General features: G+C 69.0%; 15 protein-coding genes and 3 pseudogenes. 12 read left to right on the top strand and 6 right to left on the bottom strand.

Features of this window, described 5'->3' with window-relative positions:
- The 9 genes and pseudogenes from OUY22_RS28015 to OUY22_RS27975 form a co-directional block, all read left to right on the top strand.
- Positions 1-193, top strand: a pseudogene (locus tag OUY22_RS28015) (hypothetical protein); the annotation flags it as partial.
- Between the two features lie 364 nt (positions 194-557).
- Positions 558-1,142, top strand: coding sequence for a GIY-YIG nuclease family protein (locus tag OUY22_RS28010; RefSeq protein ID WP_270158175.1), 585 nt, complete (start codon positions 558-560; stop codon positions 1,140-1,142).
- A 72-nt stretch (positions 1,143-1,214) separates the two neighbouring features.
- Positions 1,215-1,784 (top strand): DUF4240 domain-containing protein, encoded by a 570-nt coding sequence (locus tag OUY22_RS28005; protein WP_270158174.1) that lies wholly within the window; start codon positions 1,215-1,217, stop codon positions 1,782-1,784.
- A 235-nt stretch (positions 1,785-2,019) separates the two neighbouring features.
- Positions 2,020-2,404 (top strand): annotated as a pseudogene (locus OUY22_RS28000) (IS5/IS1182 family transposase); the annotation flags it as partial.
- A 367-nt stretch (positions 2,405-2,771) separates the two neighbouring features.
- On the top strand, positions 2,772-3,155 hold the full coding sequence (locus OUY22_RS27995; protein WP_270158173.1) for a type II toxin-antitoxin system RelE/ParE family toxin: 384 nt from the start codon (positions 2,772-2,774) through the stop codon (positions 3,153-3,155).
- Positions 3,152-3,493: a helix-turn-helix domain-containing protein gene (locus tag OUY22_RS27990; RefSeq protein WP_270158172.1), complete on the top strand. Its 342-nt coding sequence runs from the start codon at positions 3,152-3,154 to the stop codon at positions 3,491-3,493. Before OUY22_RS27995 ends, OUY22_RS27990 begins: the two co-directional genes overlap by 4 nt.
- A 111-nt stretch (positions 3,494-3,604) precedes the next feature.
- A complete protein-coding gene (locus OUY22_RS27985; protein WP_270158171.1) occupies positions 3,605-3,739 on the top strand; it encodes a hypothetical protein in 135 nt (44 codons plus the stop codon).
- Positions 3,736-3,924 (top strand): hypothetical protein, encoded by a 189-nt coding sequence (locus OUY22_RS27980; RefSeq protein ID WP_270158170.1) that lies wholly within the window; start codon positions 3,736-3,738, stop codon positions 3,922-3,924. The genes OUY22_RS27985 and OUY22_RS27980 overlap by 4 nt, the downstream gene beginning before the upstream one ends.
- Before the next feature lie 157 nt (positions 3,925-4,081).
- Positions 4,082-4,972, top strand: a complete 891-nt coding sequence (locus OUY22_RS27975; RefSeq protein WP_270158169.1) for an SDR family oxidoreductase — start codon at positions 4,082-4,084, stop codon at positions 4,970-4,972.
- 107 nt (positions 4,973-5,079) lie between these two features.
- Here the strand turns inward: OUY22_RS27975 and OUY22_RS27970 are convergent, their stop codons facing one another.
- Complete coding sequence (locus tag OUY22_RS27970) at positions 5,080-5,934, bottom strand: alpha/beta fold hydrolase (protein ID WP_270158168.1); 855 nt, start codon at positions 5,932-5,934, stop codon at positions 5,080-5,082.
- A 526-nt stretch (positions 5,935-6,460) separates the two neighbouring features.
- Here OUY22_RS27970 and OUY22_RS27965 point away from each other — a divergent pair.
- On the top strand, positions 6,461-6,703 hold the full coding sequence (locus OUY22_RS27965; RefSeq protein ID WP_270158167.1) for a hypothetical protein: 243 nt from the start codon (positions 6,461-6,463) through the stop codon (positions 6,701-6,703).
- Between the two features lie 95 nt (positions 6,704-6,798).
- Here the strand turns inward: OUY22_RS27965 and OUY22_RS27960 are convergent, their stop codons facing one another.
- From OUY22_RS27960 to OUY22_RS27940, 5 genes are all read right to left on the bottom strand, one after another.
- A complete protein-coding gene (locus OUY22_RS27960; protein ID WP_270158166.1) occupies positions 6,799-7,446 on the bottom strand; it encodes a dihydrofolate reductase family protein in 648 nt (215 codons plus the stop codon).
- 197 nt (positions 7,447-7,643) lie between these two features.
- A complete protein-coding gene (locus tag OUY22_RS27955; RefSeq protein ID WP_270158165.1) occupies positions 7,644-8,717 on the bottom strand; it encodes an HTH domain-containing protein in 1,074 nt (357 codons plus the stop codon).
- Positions 8,699-10,297, bottom strand: coding sequence for a CocE/NonD family hydrolase (locus OUY22_RS27950; protein WP_270158164.1), 1,599 nt, complete (start codon positions 10,295-10,297; stop codon positions 8,699-8,701). The genes OUY22_RS27955 and OUY22_RS27950 overlap by 19 nt, the downstream gene beginning before the upstream one ends.
- Positions 10,298-10,369: 72 nt before the next feature.
- Entirely contained in the window at positions 10,370-13,873 is a 3,504-nt protein-coding gene (locus tag OUY22_RS27945) for a S8 family serine peptidase (protein WP_270158163.1), read from the bottom strand.
- Between the two features lie 126 nt (positions 13,874-13,999).
- Positions 14,000-15,439 (bottom strand): ArnT family glycosyltransferase, encoded by a 1,440-nt coding sequence (locus tag OUY22_RS27940; RefSeq protein ID WP_270158162.1) that lies wholly within the window; start codon positions 15,437-15,439, stop codon positions 14,000-14,002.
- 248 nt (positions 15,440-15,687) lie between these two features.
- On the opposite strand from OUY22_RS27940, the gene OUY22_RS27935 reads away from it, so the two are divergent.
- Together OUY22_RS27935 and OUY22_RS27930 are read left to right on the top strand one after the other, a co-directional pair.
- Positions 15,688-17,814 carry an anthranilate synthase component I gene (locus tag OUY22_RS27935; RefSeq protein ID WP_270158161.1) on the top strand — a complete coding sequence of 709 codons (2,127 nt, stop codon included), beginning with the start codon at positions 15,688-15,690 and terminating at the stop codon, positions 17,812-17,814.
- A 49-nt stretch (positions 17,815-17,863) separates the two neighbouring features.
- Positions 17,864-18,489: pseudogene (locus OUY22_RS27930) on the top strand (amidohydrolase); the annotation flags it as partial.

Here is an 18,489-nt window from a genome sequence, read left to right as displayed (position 1 = left end):
ATTGCTCCTGCGCCCGGTCAAGACGCAGGTGAAGATTTCCGGCTGCCATCAATCCGAAGACGGTGCCGCGCACTGGCTGACCGTCCGTTCCTACCTCGACAGCGCTCGCAAGCACGGGCTGAGCGCCTTCGAGGCGATCCACCGCGCCTTTACCGGCAACCTCTGGATGCCGCCGGTCGCACTCGACGCCTGATCAGCGCGTATCACCCAGCGTCACAGAACCTTCTGATTGCTTACCTTGTGGGGCGTAATTCTTGGTTCACAGGCCGCTGGTGGTTTAGCTGGGGCTGCGCAGGACCCCGACCATCCCCGACCGTATACAGTCTGGTGGAACGGTAAGTCTATTACTTTTCCCTCGGTAGGGGCAGCCATCAAATATATAAACGAGATGGCTGAAAAGGGTGAGCGCAAGGGTGGTATCTGCCTGCATCCAGACTGCATCGACCATGGAGGTAATTGGATCGGTAGCACAGAACAAGTCCTGGAAGAAGAGTACTGTGGTAGAAAAAAATAGCATCTGTCGAGCTGACCCCGATCGTGCGCACCAGGAAAGCAGAGTGCGTCACCTCTTGCTGAAATTCGGCTTCAGTGGTTTCTCTGTTATGCTTTGGAGTGGAGAAACAGGGCTAGGGCAGCAAGGAGTCAATACTGGCATCTATATTCTTGTGGACAAAAGGGGGTCGCCGCTCAAGGTGGGCAGAAGTAGCAATCGGACCTTCGACCAACGACATAAGGATTACAACAAGGATCCGGAAAGTATAGCTATGGGTGGTTGCAAAGTGATGAGAATCATAGCCACAACAGATTTGAACGAGATCTATGCGCTTGAAGATATCTTTTTCGACGTGGGCGTTGACCTAGGTGCATGGGCCCTGCGTGACCCGTGGAACAAGGTGCGACCCATTGCGGTCACGGCAGAAAATCGTCCAGAATGGGTTGGCAAGGGATTGGAGAGGTTGCGCCAGATGTCCGTAGGGCTGCGTCTTCCTCCTGGAATGGCCCTGCAAGGAAAGCCTGGACAATATCAAATTCGCTGGGGTGGGATCGGCTCTGGAACTTTTGGGGCCTACTCCAAGGGCTCATCCAGTCGCTGGGGAGCACCTCGAATAATAATTGGAGGATCTAACAAGGGTTTCAAATAGACTCATGCGCAGCGCCGGGATGCGGATTGCGTATGTCAGAAAGTCGAGATAGTGAAAAAGGATGTAGTTGACGTGAAGGATTTTTGGCCCCTTATAGAGCAATTTCAAACGGGTGGGACGAAGTCAGCCCAAGCTGAATGGCTCCGCAGAGGTCTCTTGTGCCGCACTAAGACTGATGTCGAAGATTTCTATCTTTGGGTGGCTGTAAGACTAAAAGAGATCAATAGCTACGACATGTATGGCGCATTTTATAATTGTTTCGGCATTGGCTCACTGGATGGCTTCTTTGAATTCCAGCCATGGTTGATAACTTTAGGAAGAGATGTGTTCATTTCCGTAGCCTCCAATCCGGACAACCTCATTGATATTCCTCAGGTACGCTTTCTGTTGCATCTCCTTGAATCCGGTCGTGGATGGTCATTTGAAAATAGCCCCGCATTCGGCGAACTGGATATAGTTATCTGTGATGCATATACGATGCTAGAGGGGGATGTAAAATACCTAGACGACATCGTAAGCTTGCATGGTCTGAATGCGTCGATCTTTGAGCTGGAGGGCCATCAATGGGATATAGATGATCAAAATCAAGTTCGAGTTAGGTTGCCGAAAATCTATCGATATAAGTATCAGGAAAATACTTAGGCTTTGCTTCAGCCTCGATTCTTAATACTCCAGCCGCACTTCGAGATGTCGGATCTCGGTTTGGTTGAGGCTGGGATGTGAGACGGCCACCGCAGTGAGCTGTTCTCTGTAACTGTTCGTCGCCCTGCGTAGTCTCGTTGCCCCCGGCACGCCGCCACCCGATGATCGACATGCGTAAAGCCCCTGATAGAAGTGGTCTTGACTAGAGATCAACTTCATACATCAGAGGCTTCACGTGCTCACCAGTGTCACATACTCGGCGACCCTCCATGTACGCCGCCAGACCATGCTGTTCCTGTCCGCCCTGCTGCACGCCGAACGCCGCCGGCGAGGCCCCCGCCGTGGCCGCCGGGCGCTCGGCTGCTTCGCCCAGGCCGTCCTCATCCTGCGCTGGTTCACCGCCGGCACCCGGATCAAGCAATTGGCGATCGACAAGCATCGGCCGCAAGACCGCCTACCGCTACCTGCACGAAGGCCTCGACGTACTCGCCGCGCACGCCCCCGATCTGCACCAGGTCCTGGACGAGGCCAAGAACGCGGGCCTGACACACGTCAACCTCGACGGCATCGTCATCGCCACCGACCGCGTCGCCGCATCCGGCCCCAACGGCGCCGACCTGTGATGGTCCGGCAAGCACACGGCAAGCACAAGCACCACGGCGGGCCCTGGCGGCGTCCCCACCCAGTCCGCCGATGAGGTCGATCGTGTTCGCTTGCTCGGAGCCACACCCGGCAGCCAGGCCAGCCCGGCTTCCACCAACTCGGACCTCTCCGAAGAGCGCCATGGTCCGCGCCCGGCTCCGCAGGGCCGGCGGCGCGCTCGGCTCCCGGTAATCTGACCCTGGACATGTGTCATGAACCGGGGCACCGGGACCTCGGCCCGAAGGCCGTCAGACGCCTGCCGGGCCGGAGGATAGGACCTCTCGCTGCGGCGGAGTCGGGGCATTGTTGTTGAATATGTCGTCAGCGACATATAGTGTTGTGGGCGTGGATGCGCTCTTTGCCATCGAGGTCGAGCCCGAGGTGCCGGATTGGTTGGAGGCGCTGCCGGCCAAGCACTTCCTCAAGATCGACGAGTATGTCGGGCTGCTCGCGGAACACGCTGCCGCGCTCGGAGAGCCCTATGCCCGCTACCTTGGCGACGGAGTTCGGGAGCTGCGGCCCACCCTCGACGGTGCTGCGATACGCATCACGTACTGGCTCACGCCGAACCGCACCGCGATCCTGCTAACCGTCTTCCGCAAGACGAGAATGCGGGAGGACGCCGAAGTCAGGCGCGCCAAGCTCGCTCAGAAGGTCTGCGAGGCCGAACACGGTCCAGCACACGAGGAGTTCATCCGCACCATTGAGGAAGGAGAGGTGGAGCAATGAGCCACAGTCGTTGGAAGACCTTGCGGGAACGCAAGCTCGCCGAGGGTTTCACCGAGTCGGAGGACGTGGCCGAGGCTCGTCGCGAGATTCGGCTGTCCATGGCCCTGGCGAAGGCGGTGTACGATCGGCGCACCGAGCTCGGGCTCACTCAGGCTGAGTTGGCCGACCGTGCGGGCCTCACCCAGGCGAAGGTCTCCCGGATCGAAGGCTCTGACACCGTTCCCACGCTGCCGCTTCTCGCCAAGCTGGCCGAGGCCCTTGACGCCACCCTTAACATCGCCCTCGACAACGACGACACCCAGGTGAGCTTCACCGGACACCGCACCAACGCGGCCTGAGTAATCCAAGCAGTCCGCCCTGTTCTTCGGCGATGTGACGGGGGATCGAACAGACGAAACGCATGACTGCGGCCGTGGCATACGGTACGAGACGGGTCTGAAGAAGCTGCAATGAGCGCTGAGTTCCACCTCTTTACGCGTGAGGAGTTCATCGCCGAGTTCGTCCACCCCGACGATCGTCAGGCGTTGGAGGAGGCGCGGGAGCGCCGGGTGGCTCAGATGCGTGGGGGTTCCTGGCCGACATGAGCAAGAAGGTGAGGCTGACCCAGGCCGAGGCGATGGGGTGCCCCCGCAACGCGTCGGCGGTCGAGGACGGGTCCATCGTCAAACTGGCCGCCCTCGGCCTGTACCTCCATGCCCTGGGCGAAGAACTGAAGGTCATCGCCGATTTCTGGACACCTGGCAACGCGTCGCCTGATCGCATCTGCTGAGACCTCGGAGCGGTACTTGCTGCAGCGCTCCTGGCCGTCGAGCCGGGAGCGCCGCTGAAAGAACATTCGTCCAGGACGTCATGGCCGCTCTATCTGCCTACTCCTGATCGAGAAAACATGACACGGGGTGTCCTCTTTTCCCGGAAGCCTGTCCAGCATGATTGCTTTGGTGGCGGGCGCGACCCGCGGCACAGGACGAGGCATCGCCGTCGAACTCGGCGCTGTCGGGGCGACGGTCTACTGCACGGGCAGGAGCACGCGGGAGCGGCGTTCGGAGATGGACCGGCCCGAGACGATCGAGGAGACGGCCGAACTGGTGACGAAGGCAGGGGGCACCGGCATCCCCGTGCAGGTGGACCACCTGGAGCCGGACCAGGTCAAGGCGCTGACCGAACGGATCGATCGTGAGCAAGGCAGGCTCGACGTGCTGGTCAACGATGTCTGGGGCGGTGACGGCCTGTGGGACTGGAACACGCCGGTCTGGAAGCAGGACCTGGACAAGGGCCTGAAGATGCTCCGCCTCGGCGTGCACACGCACCTGATCACCAGCCACCACGCGCTGCCGCTGATGATCAGGAACGAGGGCGGCCTGGTCGTCGAGGTGACCGACGGCACCTGGGACTTCAACGCCCCTCGCTACCGGGAGAACCTCTACTACGACCTGGTCAAGATGTCGGTGAACCGGCTCGCCTTCACCCAGGCCCACGAGCTGCGTCCGTACGGCTGCGCGGCGGTGGCGCTCACGCCCGGGTTCCTGCGGTCGGAGGCGATGTTGGAGAACTTCGCCGTCACCGAGGCGAACTGGCGGGACGGGGCGAGGCGGGAGCCGGCGTTCGCGGTGTCGGAGACCCCGGCGTACACGGGTCGCGCGGTCGCCGCCCTGGCCACCGACCCGGACCGGATGCGCTGGGCGGGCAGGTCGGTCGACAGCGGCACGCTGGCCAAGGAGTACGGTTTCACCGACGTGGACGGCAGCCGGCCGGACGTGTGGCGCTACCTGGCCGACACCGAGGGCGGCAAGCGGGTGGACCCGGACGACTACCGGTAGAGCGCTGACCTGCGGGCGGGGTTTCCGCGGCCGTGCTCAGGGTTCGGCGGAGCAGGCGGGTGGGGGTCGTTACGCTGTGGGCTCTTGGGGCCTATGGGTGTGCGCCCTCAGTCCTGCTTCGGCTGGGCGGAGGACGGCGCGCCGATGTGGTCGGCGAGCGCTGTTGGGGCGTCGAGGTGGACGAAGGTTCGTGCCCCGGGGACCTCGATGAACGTGGCGTTACGGAATGCCCGCCGCAGACGCTGACCGAGTTCGGGTTTGAAGGCGCGGTCGGCGGTGCCCCAGACGATCTGCACTGGCCCGGCGAAGTTCTTCATGCGGGTGGAGACATCGAGCAACTCCTTGGCGTCCATGGCTTGGAGGAATCGCACCGCGTCCCGGCGGATCTCCCTGCTCCGCAGACTCGGCTCGATCCATGCCCTGGTTTGGCCGGGATCCAGCTTGTTCGCGAGCAGACCGAGCCCGAGGGGCGAGTGGCGGAAAGCTCGCCATCGCATGGGCTGCAGGTTGATCCGCATCAGGTGTTCGCCCCGGAGGAGCCGGAAGATGACGTTGTACGGAAAGGGCGGGAAGGTGTCGAAGGCGTCGCAGTTCGTGAGCACGAGCCGGCCGATCCGGCTGGAGTCGAGGTCGAGCAGGAATTGGCACAGCGCGCCCCCGGTGTCGTTGCCGACCAGCGTGACGTCCCGCAGATCAAGAGCCTCGAGAAAGGCGGCGATCTGCCGGGCCACACCGCGCGGGGACTGGTCGGCGTCGGGCCGCACTGGTATGCGGTGGGCCCCCAGCGGCCAGTCAGGCGAGTAGGAGCGGATGCCGCGGGCGGCCAGCAGGTCGGCGACGCCGGACCAGACCGACCCGTCCACGAGGAACGCGTGAACGAAGACCACCGGGGGAGCCGTTGCATCGGCGGGGCCCGCGATCCGGTAGCTGACGGTGCCGTGCGGCAGGTCGATCGTCGTCATGAGACCATCCTTGAAAAGCTGCGCCCTGTGTCTCTGTCATCTGCGCTCCGTTCGGAGGAGCGATGCGACAAGCAGGTCGTAAGTGATCACTGATGCTCAGTCCTCCGTGGGGACCGGGCCCTGAGGCGCCGGTTGCCGGGCTGTCCCAGCCGGAGACGAACCATTGCACTGCTCCGGTGGCCGGATCGTACGACCGCCGGTTAAGGATGCCGATGTTCCCTCCGTAGACGTGGATCCCGATGGTGGGCTCGTCGCCGACGGCTGTGACGGCGTGGACGTCGTCGTCGGTCGTGCAGCATACGGTGACCTGCCCGCGTTCCCACACGTGCTCGCCGGCCGGCGTCAGGGCCCTGCCCGTTTCGGACGCCGTGGGTTTGACGTAGCGGAGCTCGCGTTCGGCTCCCGAGTAGACACCGACGACACCCCAGGTCTCGTGTCCGTGCACGGGTGTGCGCTGGCTCATGTTCCAGACCACGGACGCCAGTGACCAGCGGTCGTCGGGAGCGATGTGGAGCGGGTAGGTGACATGGCGTTCGTTCGAGGGTCGGGTGACCTCAGGGGGAAGCCGGTAACCGCTGACCAGCAGAGCGGACAGCCGCTCGGCGACCCGAGCCGTGATCTCGTGCTCGTCGTCGGTGCTGCCGACGATCAGATCCACCTCGTGGATGAAGGCCTGCAGGTGATCATGCTCCATGGTTCGACTCCTGAGCTCGCTCATCGTGTCTCCTCAGTCGGCTCGGCGCCGCTTCCCCGGCGCCTCAAGGAGTAGTCGAGGCCGGCCCGGCCATCTCGACGTCACCACCCTCTGAACCCGGCCGGACCCTCGCCGGCCGGCCGAGTTCCGGATTCTCGACCCGAGGCGATTCAGAGGCCCGCACGGGTGAACGTCATATGCGTCACGCCGCTGGGCGAGGAGACGGACTCGATCTCGTAGTTCTCCTCCAGGCCCTCCAGCCCGTCCCAGAGACGTACGCCTCGCCCCAGCAGGATGGGGACCACCACGAGATGCATGTGGTCGATGAGCCCGGCGGCGAGGAAGTCGCGGATCACCGTGACGCCCCCGCCGATGCGAACGTCCTTGCCGTCCGCGGCCTCGCGAGCCATGTCGAGCGCTTCAGCCGGTGACGCGTCGATGAAGTGGTAGGTCGTGCCGCCTTCCATCTCGATCGACGCGCGCGGGTGATGGGTGAGGATGAAGGTCGGCGTGTGGAACGGCGGGTTGGGGCCCCACGCGCCCTTCCACTCCGGGTCCTCGTGCCATCCAGGGTGGCCGAACTTCCCGGCGCCCATGATCTCGGCGCCGACCCCGGGATCGTGCAGCTGCACGAAGGCGTCGTCGACGCCGCCGTTGCCGCCTGGCTGGCCGCCCGTCTCACGCCACCGGCGGGTGGCGAACATCCATTCGTGCAGCCTGTCTCCGGCGTGACCGAACGGTGCCTCATGGCTCTGACCCTCACCGGTGCCGTAGCCGTCGAGCGAGACGCAGAAGGACTGAACTCGGGTGAGTGACATGGGTGGTGGCCCTTCGGTGGAGTGAAACGGATATCCATCACGGCATGTAGATGATCGCCGGCCGAGTCCGGAAAACGTTGTTCCGGGATCCAAGAGTCTCGCCGGTGAGAGGTGGCGCGACCAGGACAGCAAGCGGACATCTGCCGGACTTCCTGACGAAGTCGCACGGATCACCAGCGACGTCAGCGGGGCCCGGCTTACCGGTAGAGGGCCGACGTGCGGGTGGCGGCTTCGGCGACCATCGTCCGCAGCTCCGCCGGCTCCAGCACCTCCGCCTCCGGCCCGAACCGCAGCACCTGCGCGTACGCCACCTCGATCGACTCCACGCCGAGCCGGACCGTGCCGTCGGGCTGGAGCGAGGCGAGGGCGTCGGGCAGCGCGGCCGGGTCGGCGATGTGCCGCAGCATCCGGCGTCCGGCCTCGGTGAGCCGCAGCGTGATCGAGGTGCGCAGCAGCGACCGGCCGAACTCGGCCGCCTGCTCGGCCCAGAACGCGGCCAGGTCGAAGCCCGGATCGCGGGCGAACACCTCGTCGCGCACGGTGATCTCGCCGAACCGGTCCACCCGGAACAGCAGGAACCGCGCCTCCCCCGGAGATGGTGACGGTCCCGGTTCCGAAGACGGTCCCGCTCCCGCTTCCGGTCCCGAAGAGGGTTCCGGTCCCGAAGAGGGTTCCGGTCCCGAAGAGGGTTCCGCTCCCGAAGACGGTGACGGTCCCGGTGATCGCGCCGCGAGGTACCAGGCCCCCGCCTTCAGCACCAGCCCGTACGGTTCCAGCGCCCGCGTCCGCCCCTTGTACGAGGCGCTCACCGCCCGGTCGTTCCACACCGCCCTGGCCAGCGGCGCGAGCTGGGGCGGGGGCGGGGTGCCGTGGGCGAACCAGCCGGGCGCGTCCAGGTGGAAACGCTGCGCGGCCACCGCCGGGGCGTCGCGCAGGCCGGGGGAGAGCGCGGCGGCGGCCTTCAGCCGGGCCGTCGCCGCCACCTCCTGCAGCCCCATCTCGCGCAGCGCGGCGGGCACCCCGGACAGGAACAGCGCCTCCGCCTCCGCCCGGTCCAGCCCGGTCAGCCGCGTCCGGTACCCCTCCAGCAGCCGGTACCCGCCACCACGGCCCCGGTCGGCGTAGACGGGGACGCCGGCCGACGACAGCGCGGCCACGTCGCGGTGCACGGTCCGCTCGGAGACCTCCAGCTCGCGGGCCAGCTCCGCCGCCGTCATGCCGCGCCCGCCCTGCAGCAGCAGGACCAGCGCCATCAGCCGGGCGGCGCGCACAGCGGCAGGATCACGGCGGAGGGGTGATCGGGGGAGTGGAGGACCTCGACGTCGTTCGGCACCATCGGGCCGCCGGGCCCGCCCAGCGGGTCGCCGGTGCCGGGGTTGCGGGCGATGGTCGGGTAGGCGCCCGCGGCGACGTGCACGCGGATGCGGTGGCCCCGCCTGAACCGGTGGCCGATCGGCCACAGCTCCACCTGTACCCTGCGCACGTCCCCCAGCGTATCGGCGTCCATCGGGCCGAGGCGGCGCACGCCTTCGCACACGTTCATCGAGCGCCCGTCGGGGTGCACGTCACACACGCGGACGACCACGTCCGCGTACGGGGTGCTGGAGCGGACGTGCAGCTCCGCGCTGACCGGGCCGATCATCTCCAGGTCGGAGGTCAGCTCGGGGGAGCTGTAGACGAGCACGTCGCGGCGGGCCTCCAGGCGGCGCTGGTCGCGCGGCCGGGAGTCGGCCAGCAGCACCGGGCCGCCGATCACCGGCGTCGGGTGGTCCGGGTGGTAGCGGAACCGGTCCGGCTCCGACTCCAGCGGGCCGTCAGGGCCGAGGCCGAAGCCGTGCTGCAGGTGCCAGCGCTGGCGCCGCATGCCGGGGACGGGCCAGTCCGGGTACTCGCGCCACTCCTCGGCCCCGGTCACGTACAGCCGCACCGGCTGGGCGCGCAGCTTGGAGAAGTCGCCCAGCAGGTGGGCGCGGAACCAGGCGAGCGACTCGGTCATCGCCGGCATCGTGTGGTGGCTGTCGACGTGGTACCAGGGGCCGATCGTCAGGTACGGCCGCCGGCCTGCCGCCCGCATCGCCAGGTAGTCCTTGAGCTGCCAGGGCAGGAAGACGTCGTACCAGCCGCCGAGCATGGTGACCGCGGCGTCCACCTCGCCGACCTTGGGGGAGTGGTCGCGGCTGGTCCAGTACGGGGCCGGGTCGGCGTGGTGGGCCAGCACGTCGCGGTAGAAGCGCAGCGGCCGGCCCGCCGAGGCCAGGTCCAGCTCGGCCACCGGCCGCCCCGACAGCCCCGCCAGCACGGCCCGCCGCGTCACGCGCGGCGCGGTGATGGCCGCCGTGCCGCCGAAGCGGCGGCCCATGTGGTCGGTGAGGGTGGTCCAGCTCAGCGTGGACTCCAGCGCGAACGCGCCGCCCACGTACGCGGCGTCCCGGAACTGGGAGGCGGTGATCTGGGTGGCCATCGCCTTCAGGTCGGGGCCCGCGTACGGGGCCACGGCCCACTGGGTGAACCCGAGGTAGGAGGGCCCGAACATGGCGAACGAGCCCCCGTACCAGGGCTGTTCGCGCATCCACGCGATCGTCGCCAGGCCGTCGTCGTGCTCGTGGCCGAGCGGGTCGAGGTCGCCGCCGGAGCCGAAGCCGCCCCGGCAGCTCTGCATCACCACCTGGAAGCCGTTCCAGGCGAAGCCGCGCCCGTACAGCATCCCGAACAGGCCGCGGCGGCCGTACGGGGAGCGGATGAGGATGACCGGGGCCCGCTCCGGCCCGGCCGGGACGTAGTGGTCGGCGAGCAGGGTGACGCCGTCGGGCATCCGGACCGGGACGTCACGCTGGACATGCACGCGTCGCATTACTAACCAGTAACATACGCGGCCCGGTGATCGGTAGCCCAGGGGCGGGTGTCCCCCGGGCCACCGGGTGCGTCACGGCGCGGTCTTGTCCGGCCGCTCCGAGATGCGGATCGCGTTGACGATCGTCGCCCCGTCCCGGGTCGCGAACCTGACGTTGAGCTGGCCGTCGGTGACCCGCACCGTGTACTGCCTGCTCACCGCCGTGTACGTGCCCGCCTCCAGGGCCAGGTCCAGGGCCGGGATGGCGAGCTGGCCCTCGACCAGCACGTCGAACACCCGCCGTCCCATCGCCATGTTGCGGATCTCGGCGAAGTCCAGCTCCACCGTGTAGACGCCGTTCGGCACCGCGTCGAAGCGGTACTCCAGCATCCGCTCGCGGGCGGTCCTGAACAGGGCCTGGTCCTGGGTGTTCCTGATCGTCCTGGTCGTGCTGTAGGTGCCCGTGGAGGTGGCCACGTAGCCGTACGAGCCCGCGCTGTAGCGCCGGTCCGGCGTCCAGGCGTCACCGGCGGAGTCGGTCGACCCGCGGGTGGCTCCCACGTCGATCGCCACCTGATGCTTGGGCACCACGACGGTCACCGCGACCTCGATCACCGGCTGGCGTCCGCTGGCCGACCTGATCAGGAGCTTGCCGGTGCGGGCCGTGCCGGGCTGCATGCCGTCGCTCGACGCCGTCACCCGCAGCGTCGCCTTCTGCCCCGTGGCCAGCTCGCCCGCGGCCGGGGTGACGCCGAGCCAGCCGCCCGCCGGGTCGGTGGTGACCGTGTACGGGGTCGGCGCGCCGAGGTTGGTCAGCTCCAGCGTGCGGGTCCTGGTCTGGCCCGCCGGCATCACCACGGTCAGCTCGGCCGCCGAGGCGGCCACCCGCCCGGTCACCAGCGCCGTGTCGATCCTGGTCACCGAGGCCGGCGGGATCGTGACGGACCGGGTGAACGTGCCGTAGTGCTCCTTGGACACCACCACCTCGTAGTCGCCCGCCAGCACCTGGCCGTAGAAGGCGCCGTCCGCGCCGGTGGTGAACGTGGCCACGTCACCGATCCGCACCGTCGCGCCGGGCAGCGGGTCACCGTCGTTGGCGTCGGTCACCACGCCCGTCACCAGGCCGTGCCTGCTCGCCGTGATGGTCACGCTCTGGCCCGAGGCCAGCGCGGGCTCGTCGTACGAGTAGAGCAGCGCGTCGGTGCCCGTGGCGTTCTCCACCCCCACGGTGCCGAACGCGCCCCGCTCACGGTCGCCCTCCAGATCCTTGTAGCGGAAGCCGATCGAGCCGTCCTCGCCGAGCAGGGCCGCGAACGACACCCGCTGCGTCTGGTCGGCGTAGAACTTGACGTTGCGCCACTCCACGACGAACCGCCGGTGCGGCGCCGTCCCGGTCACGCCCGTGTACACGCCGCTGTCGGCGTCCACGATGAAGTCGTCCCAGAGCGGGTAGACCGCGTGGTTCGGGGTGGCCGTGCTCGGCAGGCGGCCGTTGCTCGGCGTGGTCAGCCGGGTCTCGGCGAAGGTGAGGAACCCGTTGGTGACGACCCACGCCCGGCTCTGGCCGGCGCCGTAGAACGGGACCGGGAACGGCAGCGTCACCTGGACCGCCTCGTCGTCGCCGGTCAGCGCCAGCTTGTCGGTGCCGGCCACGTACGGCTCGGCGCCCGCGCGGCAGGTGTAGCCGAAGTTGTCGCCGCGCAGCGGCAGTTCCACGTCCCTGGTCACGTCGCCGCCGACCGTCACCGGCACGGTGGCGGCCGTGGAGCAGCGCGAGGCCGGCGTGACGGTCAGCTCGTACGTGCCGTGCGGCAGCGTCAGGCTGTACCGGCCGGAGGCGTCGGTCACCGCGCTCAGCGGGGTGCCGGCCGCCGCGACGCGGGCGCCGGGCTCCGGCGTGCCGGCGGTGGTGACCGTGCCGGAGACCGTGGCCGTCGCCAGCGGGGTCATGGTCAGGTCCACGGTGACGGTCTGGTCGCCGGTCACGGTGGCGGTCGCGGCGCCGGGCTCGAAGCCGAACTTCTCCGCCGTCACCTCGTACTCACCCGGCAGCAGGCGGACGAACGAGAACGCGCCGTCGTCGCCTGTCACCAGCGTCCGCTCGGTCGGGCCGTCGATCGTGACGGTCGCGCCCGCCACCGGCTGACCGCCGGCGGTGACCACGCCGGCCAGCCCGCCGAGGCTGTCCTGCGGGGTGGCCTGCACCGCGGCGTAGCTGTCGAGCCTGCCCTCGCCCCACACGTTGTTGTCCGCGGCCGTGCCGCCGCAGCTCGTGTCGGCGGTGTCGACGGCCGTGCTGTCCAGCAGCGGCCGGGTGGCGGCGATGGCGCCGTGCAGCCGCGGCGAGGCCGACCACATGAGCGCGACCGTGGCCGCCACGTGCGGCGAGGCCATCGAGGTGCCGGTGGCGGTGCCGTAGCGGTTGCCGGGCAGGGCGGAGCGCACGCTCACGCCGGGGGCCGCGATGTTCGGCTTGATCTCGCCGTTCTCGCCCGCGCCCTTGCTGGAGTTCGCGTACAGGGCGTTGTTCACGTCGAACGCGCCGGCGCTGTAGCTGATCTCGTACTGGCCGGGCGAGCCGCTGCTCTGGCAGGACGGGCCCTCGTTGCCATTGGAGAACGCCGGGAAGATGCCCGCCGTGATCCACGCCTCGACCGTCTCCTTGTACCAGGGGTCGAACCCGTCGCCGCCCCAGGAGTTGTTGACAATGTCCGGCGCCAGGTCCGTCCGCGGGTTGTCGCCATTGGCGTCGGTCGGCGCCAGCACCCACTGGCCGGCGGCCAGCAGCGAGGCGTCGGTGCAGGTGTTGACCTCGCAGCCCTTGGCCGCGATCCAGCGCGCCCCCGGGGCCACGCCGAGGCCGTTCGCGCCGACCATGGTGCCCATCGTGTGGGTGCCGTGGCCGTTGTTGTCGCACGGCACCGCCGTCGGGCAGATCCCCGCCGGGTCGAACCAGTTGTAGTCGTGGGTGACCGTGCCGTCCGGGTTCCTGCCCCGGTACGCCTCCCGCAGGTCCGGGTGGTCGAACTGGACGCCGGTGTCGATGTTGGCCACCACGATGCCCTCACCGCGGTTGCCCAGCTCCTCCCACACGCGCGGGGCGTTGACCCGGTCGATGTTCCACTCGACCGCGTTCACCCGCGCCTGCGCCTCGGCCGGCGCCGGCTTGGGCAGCGTCAGGGTCCTGACCGGCTCGATCCCCTCGACCTCAGGCAGCTCGGCGATCTGCGCCGCCAGCTTGGACCCGGCCGTCACCTTGACGGCGTTGACGATCCAGAACGGGGTGTACTCGGCGCCGTGCTGGTCGAGCAGCTTGCGCAGGCCCGCCTGGGTGGCGTCGGCCTTCTCGGTCTTGGCCTCGTAGACCCGCTCGGCCTTGTCCTGCTTGCCGGTGGCCCGGCGGGCGCCGCTGAGGTCGGCGTCCTCCTTCATCCGCACCCAGAACGTGGCCTTGTCGTCGCTGTCCAGCTGGGCCTGGACCGCCTTGCTGACCTTGTCGGGATCGGGTGCCGCCTGGGCCACTCCGGTCGGGACGAGCAGAGCTGCTGCGGCGACGGCTCCCATCAGGAGCGCGCGCCAGCGGGGGGTGTTCGGCACAAGCTCTCCTTCGCGCCTTCGGGAAAGAGCGATCTTTCCGGCTCTGTGGAGAAGAGTGAAGAGAGCTTGTCGGGAATGCAAGAGAAAATCCTGACAATGCGAGCTATGTAACAAAACGTAATGTGGTCAGTTGAATTGTCGCCAGTGGTCCCACGTGGCGCTCCACGGCTGCCGCAGCCCCCGGCACAGGAACACCGGCATGTCCTGCTCCTCGTTGTCCACCCCGACGCCGTTGTCGACCCTGGCCCGCAGCTCACAGGACTCGTACTGCTGGTCGCGGACCACCCGGCGGACGTTCACCATCACCCCCGGGTCGCCGTCGTCCGGCGGCGGACCGTACTCCCAGAGCTGGTTGTGGCCGGAGTAGACCCGCGTCAGGCCGCCCTGGACGAGGGAGCCGTGCTCGCCGTAGTTGCCCGTGACCACGACGGCGCGCCGCCGCTCCTCCGGCGGCAGCGAGTCGAGCACGCCGGTGACCGCGGCGTTGAACGCCGGCCAGCCGACCGACTCGCGCGCCACCTCGTTGATCAGGGGGATCGGCGTGCTCCCCAGCACGGTCAGCGGCACCAGGGGCAGCGCGACCAGGGCGTTGCCCAGCCCGTTCGCGCCCAGGGACCACCCCGCCGACCTGATCCTCTCGCGCCCCGCCGCCTCGGCCGCGACGCAGCCCGCCGCGAACAGCGGCAGGATCAGGCCCGCCGTGTAGTCGAACCGGCCTCCGCTGGCCACCGTCAGCACCGCGGCCGCCGGGTAGGCGACGGCCAGCGCCCGCACCCGCGGGTCGCGCCACAGCCGTACGAACCCGAACCCCGCGATGACCGCCACCACCGGCCCGAACAGCAGGAACTGCATCGGCACGAACAGCAGCCGCATCGTCGCGCCCTCGTCCTCGCTCAGCCCGGCCGCCATCTTCAGCTGCGGCCAGTCGTGGGTGAGCTGGTAGAGGACGTTCGGCAGCGCCAGCACGACGGCGACCAGCGCCCCCGCCCACAGCCAGCGGCTCAGCAGCAGCCGGCGCGGCCCCGCCACCAGCACCCCCGCCGCCAGCCCCAGCACCAGCATGGCGATCAGCAGCTTGTTGTACGTGGCCGCGCCGATCACCACGCCGGCCGCGAGCCACCATCGCCCGTCGCGCAGCAGCGTCCGCAGCACGAACAGGACGGCCGCCGCCCAGAGCGGCAGGTCGAAGCTCACGGTCAGCAGCGTGTGGCCGCCGATCAGCGGGTAGGCGCCGGTCGCCGTGCCGGCCGCGGTCAGCGTCTGCGCCACCCCGCGCCCGCCCAGCTCCCGGGCGATCAGCGCCGCCAGGACCACCAGCAGCGCCGCCGCCAGCGCGGGCAGCACCCGCAGCGTGCCCGGCGAGTCGCCGAACAGCGCCAGGGACACCCTGGCCGCCAGCGGCGTGAACGGCGGCTGGTCCACGTACCCCCAGTCGGGGTGGTCCGCCAGCACCCGGAAGTACAGTTCGTCGCGGTGATAGCCGTAATGAGGGCCGAGGGCCAGCAGCACGGTCACCAGCACGGCGCAGACCGCCGCCACCGGCCGCCAGGCGAGGGGGGTGTTCATGGCAGCCAACCTAACGCGGTCGTCCTGCGCGGCGCTGATCGTCCGCGCCCCCCGCCCGCGTGCCCCCGTTGCGCGATCTTGATGGGCGGGAGTAGCCTTTCCTCATGCGACATCACTCCTCGCTTCAGTGGTGGCGCCGCTCCTAGGCGGCGCGATTCTCGCATACCTCTAAAAGGCCGCCCCGGTTCGGCGGCCTTTGTTGTGTTCGCCCCCGGGGCTCGTTGATCGAAGTGCGCGAAGGGGCAGCAGTGGAGACGAGCGGATATACCACCGCCAAGGGCATCGGCGTCGAGCTCGAGGTGCGCGCGGTGTCCGAGGACGCGCTCGAAGAGATCGTGACGGCGCTGGGGGACAGGCGTGGCGGCGCGTTCTCCTCGGGGATGGACTACCCCGGCCGCTACAGCCGATGGGCGTTCGGCTACGTCGACCCCTGTCTGGAGCTGGTGGCCAAGGGCCGCGTCATCTCGGCGCGGGCGCTCAACGAGCGCGGCCGGGTGGTGCTGCCCGCCGTCGCCTCCTGCCTGCTGGCCGCGGGCAAGCCGGTCGGCGAGCCGACCGGCGACTTCGTGCAGGTGCGCGTCCCGGAGTCGGAGGACCTGCTGCCGGAGGAGATGCGCAGCCGCAGGCCCACGGTCTTCACCGCCATCCGCGAGGTCATCGCCGCCTTCAAGGGCGACGACCCGCACCTCGGGCTCTACGGCGCGTTCGGCTACGACCTGGCCTTCCAGTTCGAGCCCATCAGGCACCGGCTCGAACGCCCCGCCGACCAGCGCGACCTCGTCCTGCACCTGCCCGACCGGCTCGTCGTCATCGACCGGCAGCGTGAGACCTGCTTCGAGCGCCGCTACGAGTTCACCGTCGACGGCCGCGGCACCCGCGGTCTGGAGCGCACCGGCGAGGCCCGCCCGCCGGCCGCCCCCGCCGAGGTGCCGCCCAACCCGCCCCGGGGCCAGTACGCCGAGGTCGTGGCCGCCGCCAAGGAGCGGTTCAAGCGCGGCGACCTGTTCGAGGTGGTGCCCGGCCAGGTCTTCCACGCCACCTGCGCCGACCCGGCCGGCTTCTACCGCGGGCTGCGCAAGAGCAACCCCGCCCCGTACGAGTTCATCATCAGCCTCGGCGAGGGCGAGCACCTCGTCGGCGCCTCGCCCGAGATGTACGTGCGCGTCACCGGTGACCGGGTCGAGACCTGCCCGATCTCCGGCACCATCGCCCGCGGCGCCGACCCGGTCGGCGACGCCGAGGCCATCCGCACCCTCCTGTCCAGCGTCAAGGAGGAGTCGGAGCTGACCATGTGCACCGACGTCGACCGCAACGACAAGTCGCGCATCTGCGTCCCCGGCACCGTCAAGGTCATCGGCCGCCGCCAGATCGAGCTCTACTCGCGGCTCATCCACACCGTCGACCACATCGAGGGCCGGCTGCGCCCCGAGTTCGACGCGCTGGACGCCTTCCTCACCCACATGTGGGCCGTCACCGTCACCGGCGCGCCCAAGACCTGGGCCATGCAGTTCATCGAGGACCACGAGGCGACCACCCGCCGCTGGTACGGCGGCGCCATCGGGTTCATCGGCTTCGACGGCTCCATGAACACCGGCCTGACCCTGCGCACCGCCCAGATCAGGGACGGTGTGGCCACCGTGCGGGCCGGCGCCACGCTGCTGTTCGACTCCGACCCCGAGGCCGAGGAGCGCGAGACCGAGCTGAAGGCCAGCGCCCTGCTCGGCGCGCTGGCCACGATCGGCTCCGAGGACGCCGCGCCCGAGACCCCGCGCAGGGAACGGCCGGGGCTGGGCCTGAAGGTGCTGCTCGTCGACCACGAGGACTCCTTCGTCAACACGCTCGCCGACTACTTCCGCCAGGAGGGCGCGGACGTGGTGACGCTGCGCCACGGCTTCCCCGCCGCCATGATCGACGAGATCGGCCCCGACCTGATCGTGCTGTCGCCCGGCCCCGGCTGGCCGTCCGACTTCGGCATGGCCGCGCTCATCGACCAGATCTACGCCCGCGACCTGCCGGTGTTCGGCGTCTGCCTGGGCCTGCAGGCCATGGTCGAGCACGCCGGAGGCACGCTCGACCTGCTCGACCACCCCGAGCACGGCAAGCGCGGCCAGGTCTCCCGGCTCGGCGCCAGCGCGCTGCTGGACGGGCTGCCGCAGGAGTTCACCGCCGCCCGCTACCACTCGCTGCACGCCAAGCGGCCCGGCGTGGTCGGCTTCACCCCGACCGCCGTCACGCCCGACGGCAACGTGATGGCCATCGAGGACCCCGACCGGCGCCGCTTCGCCGTGCAGTTCCACCCCGAGTCGATCCTCACCGCCGAGGGCGGAGCCGGGGCGAAGGTCATCCAGAACGTGCTTCGGCTGTGCCGCCGGTGACTCGGTAAAACGACCGCGGACGCGTGCGGGGACGGCCTAGAGTCTCCGCATGCTCCCCGTAGACCTCCCCGACACGGTGCGTGACGCCCTTCTCGCCCCGCTCGTCGACCACGCCTGCCACGGGGTGCGCCGTGACGAGCTGACCCGCAGCCGCTTCGAGCTGCTGCTCAACGAGGGCGGCAGCCCGGCCCCGCCCGGCACCACCCACTTCGACACCCCGCTCGGCGCGGCCGTGCGGCGCTGGTGCGCGCCCGTGCTCGGGCTGGACCCGCACGCGCCGCCGCCGGTCTACCTGTCGCGGCGGGCCGAGCTGGGCGCGGCCGAGGTCAACCGGCTCCTGCTGCGGGCGGCGGGCGTGTCGGCGTTCCTCGTGGACACCGGCCCCGAGGGCGCGGACCTGCTGACGGCGGGCGAGATGGGCCGCGACGGCGGGGCCGCCGCCGACGAGGTCGTCCGGATCGAGCAGATCGAGCAGGACGTGGCCGAGCTGGCGTCCGGCGGCGGGACCGTCCTCGACTACCTCGCCGGTCTCGGCGACGAGCTGACGGCCCGCGCCGCCCGCGCCGTCGCGCTGAAGACCGCGCCGGCCGGGCGGTGCGACCTCGACCTGGACCCCGGCAGGCCGAGCCGGGGTGCCGTGCTCGCCGCCGCCAACCGGCGCCTCGCCGACCCCAA

Origin of the sequence: Nonomuraea corallina, assembly GCF_027620315.1 — a bacterium.
Taxonomy (GTDB): Bacteria; Actinomycetota; Actinomycetes; order Streptosporangiales; family Streptosporangiaceae; genus Nonomuraea; species Nonomuraea corallina.
The sequence above is the reverse complement of the archived record's forward strand: the minus strand, read 5'-3'. Positions and strand labels throughout refer to the sequence as shown.

Excerpts from the sequence above, each read along its gene's own strand:
- OUY22_RS27990 (WP_270158172.1), top strand. The coding sequence starts at position 3,152 with ATGAGCCACAGTCGTTGGAAGACCTTGCGGGAACGCAAGCTCGCCGAG.
- OUY22_RS27985 (WP_270158171.1), top strand. The coding sequence starts at position 3,605 with ATGAGCGCTGAGTTCCACCTCTTTACGCGTGAGGAGTTCATCGCCGAG.
- OUY22_RS27980 (WP_270158170.1), top strand. The coding sequence starts at position 3,736 with ATGAGCAAGAAGGTGAGGCTGACCCAGGCCGAGGCGATGGGGTGCCCC.
- OUY22_RS27975 (WP_270158169.1), top strand. The coding sequence starts at position 4,082 with ATGATTGCTTTGGTGGCGGGCGCGACCCGCGGCACAGGACGAGGCATC.
- OUY22_RS27970 (WP_270158168.1), bottom strand. The coding sequence starts at position 5,934 with ATGACGACGATCGACCTGCCGCACGGCACCGTCAGCTACCGGATCGCG.
- OUY22_RS27965 (WP_270158167.1), top strand. The coding sequence starts at position 6,461 with ATGGCGTTCGTTCGAGGGTCGGGTGACCTCAGGGGGAAGCCGGTAACC.
- OUY22_RS27960 (WP_270158166.1), bottom strand. The coding sequence starts at position 7,446 with ATGTCACTCACCCGAGTTCAGTCCTTCTGCGTCTCGCTCGACGGCTAC.
- OUY22_RS27950 (WP_270158164.1), bottom strand. The coding sequence starts at position 10,297 with ATGCGACGCGTGCATGTCCAGCGTGACGTCCCGGTCCGGATGCCCGAC.
- OUY22_RS27940 (WP_270158162.1), bottom strand. The coding sequence starts at position 15,439 with ATGAACACCCCCCTCGCCTGGCGGCCGGTGGCGGCGGTCTGCGCCGTG.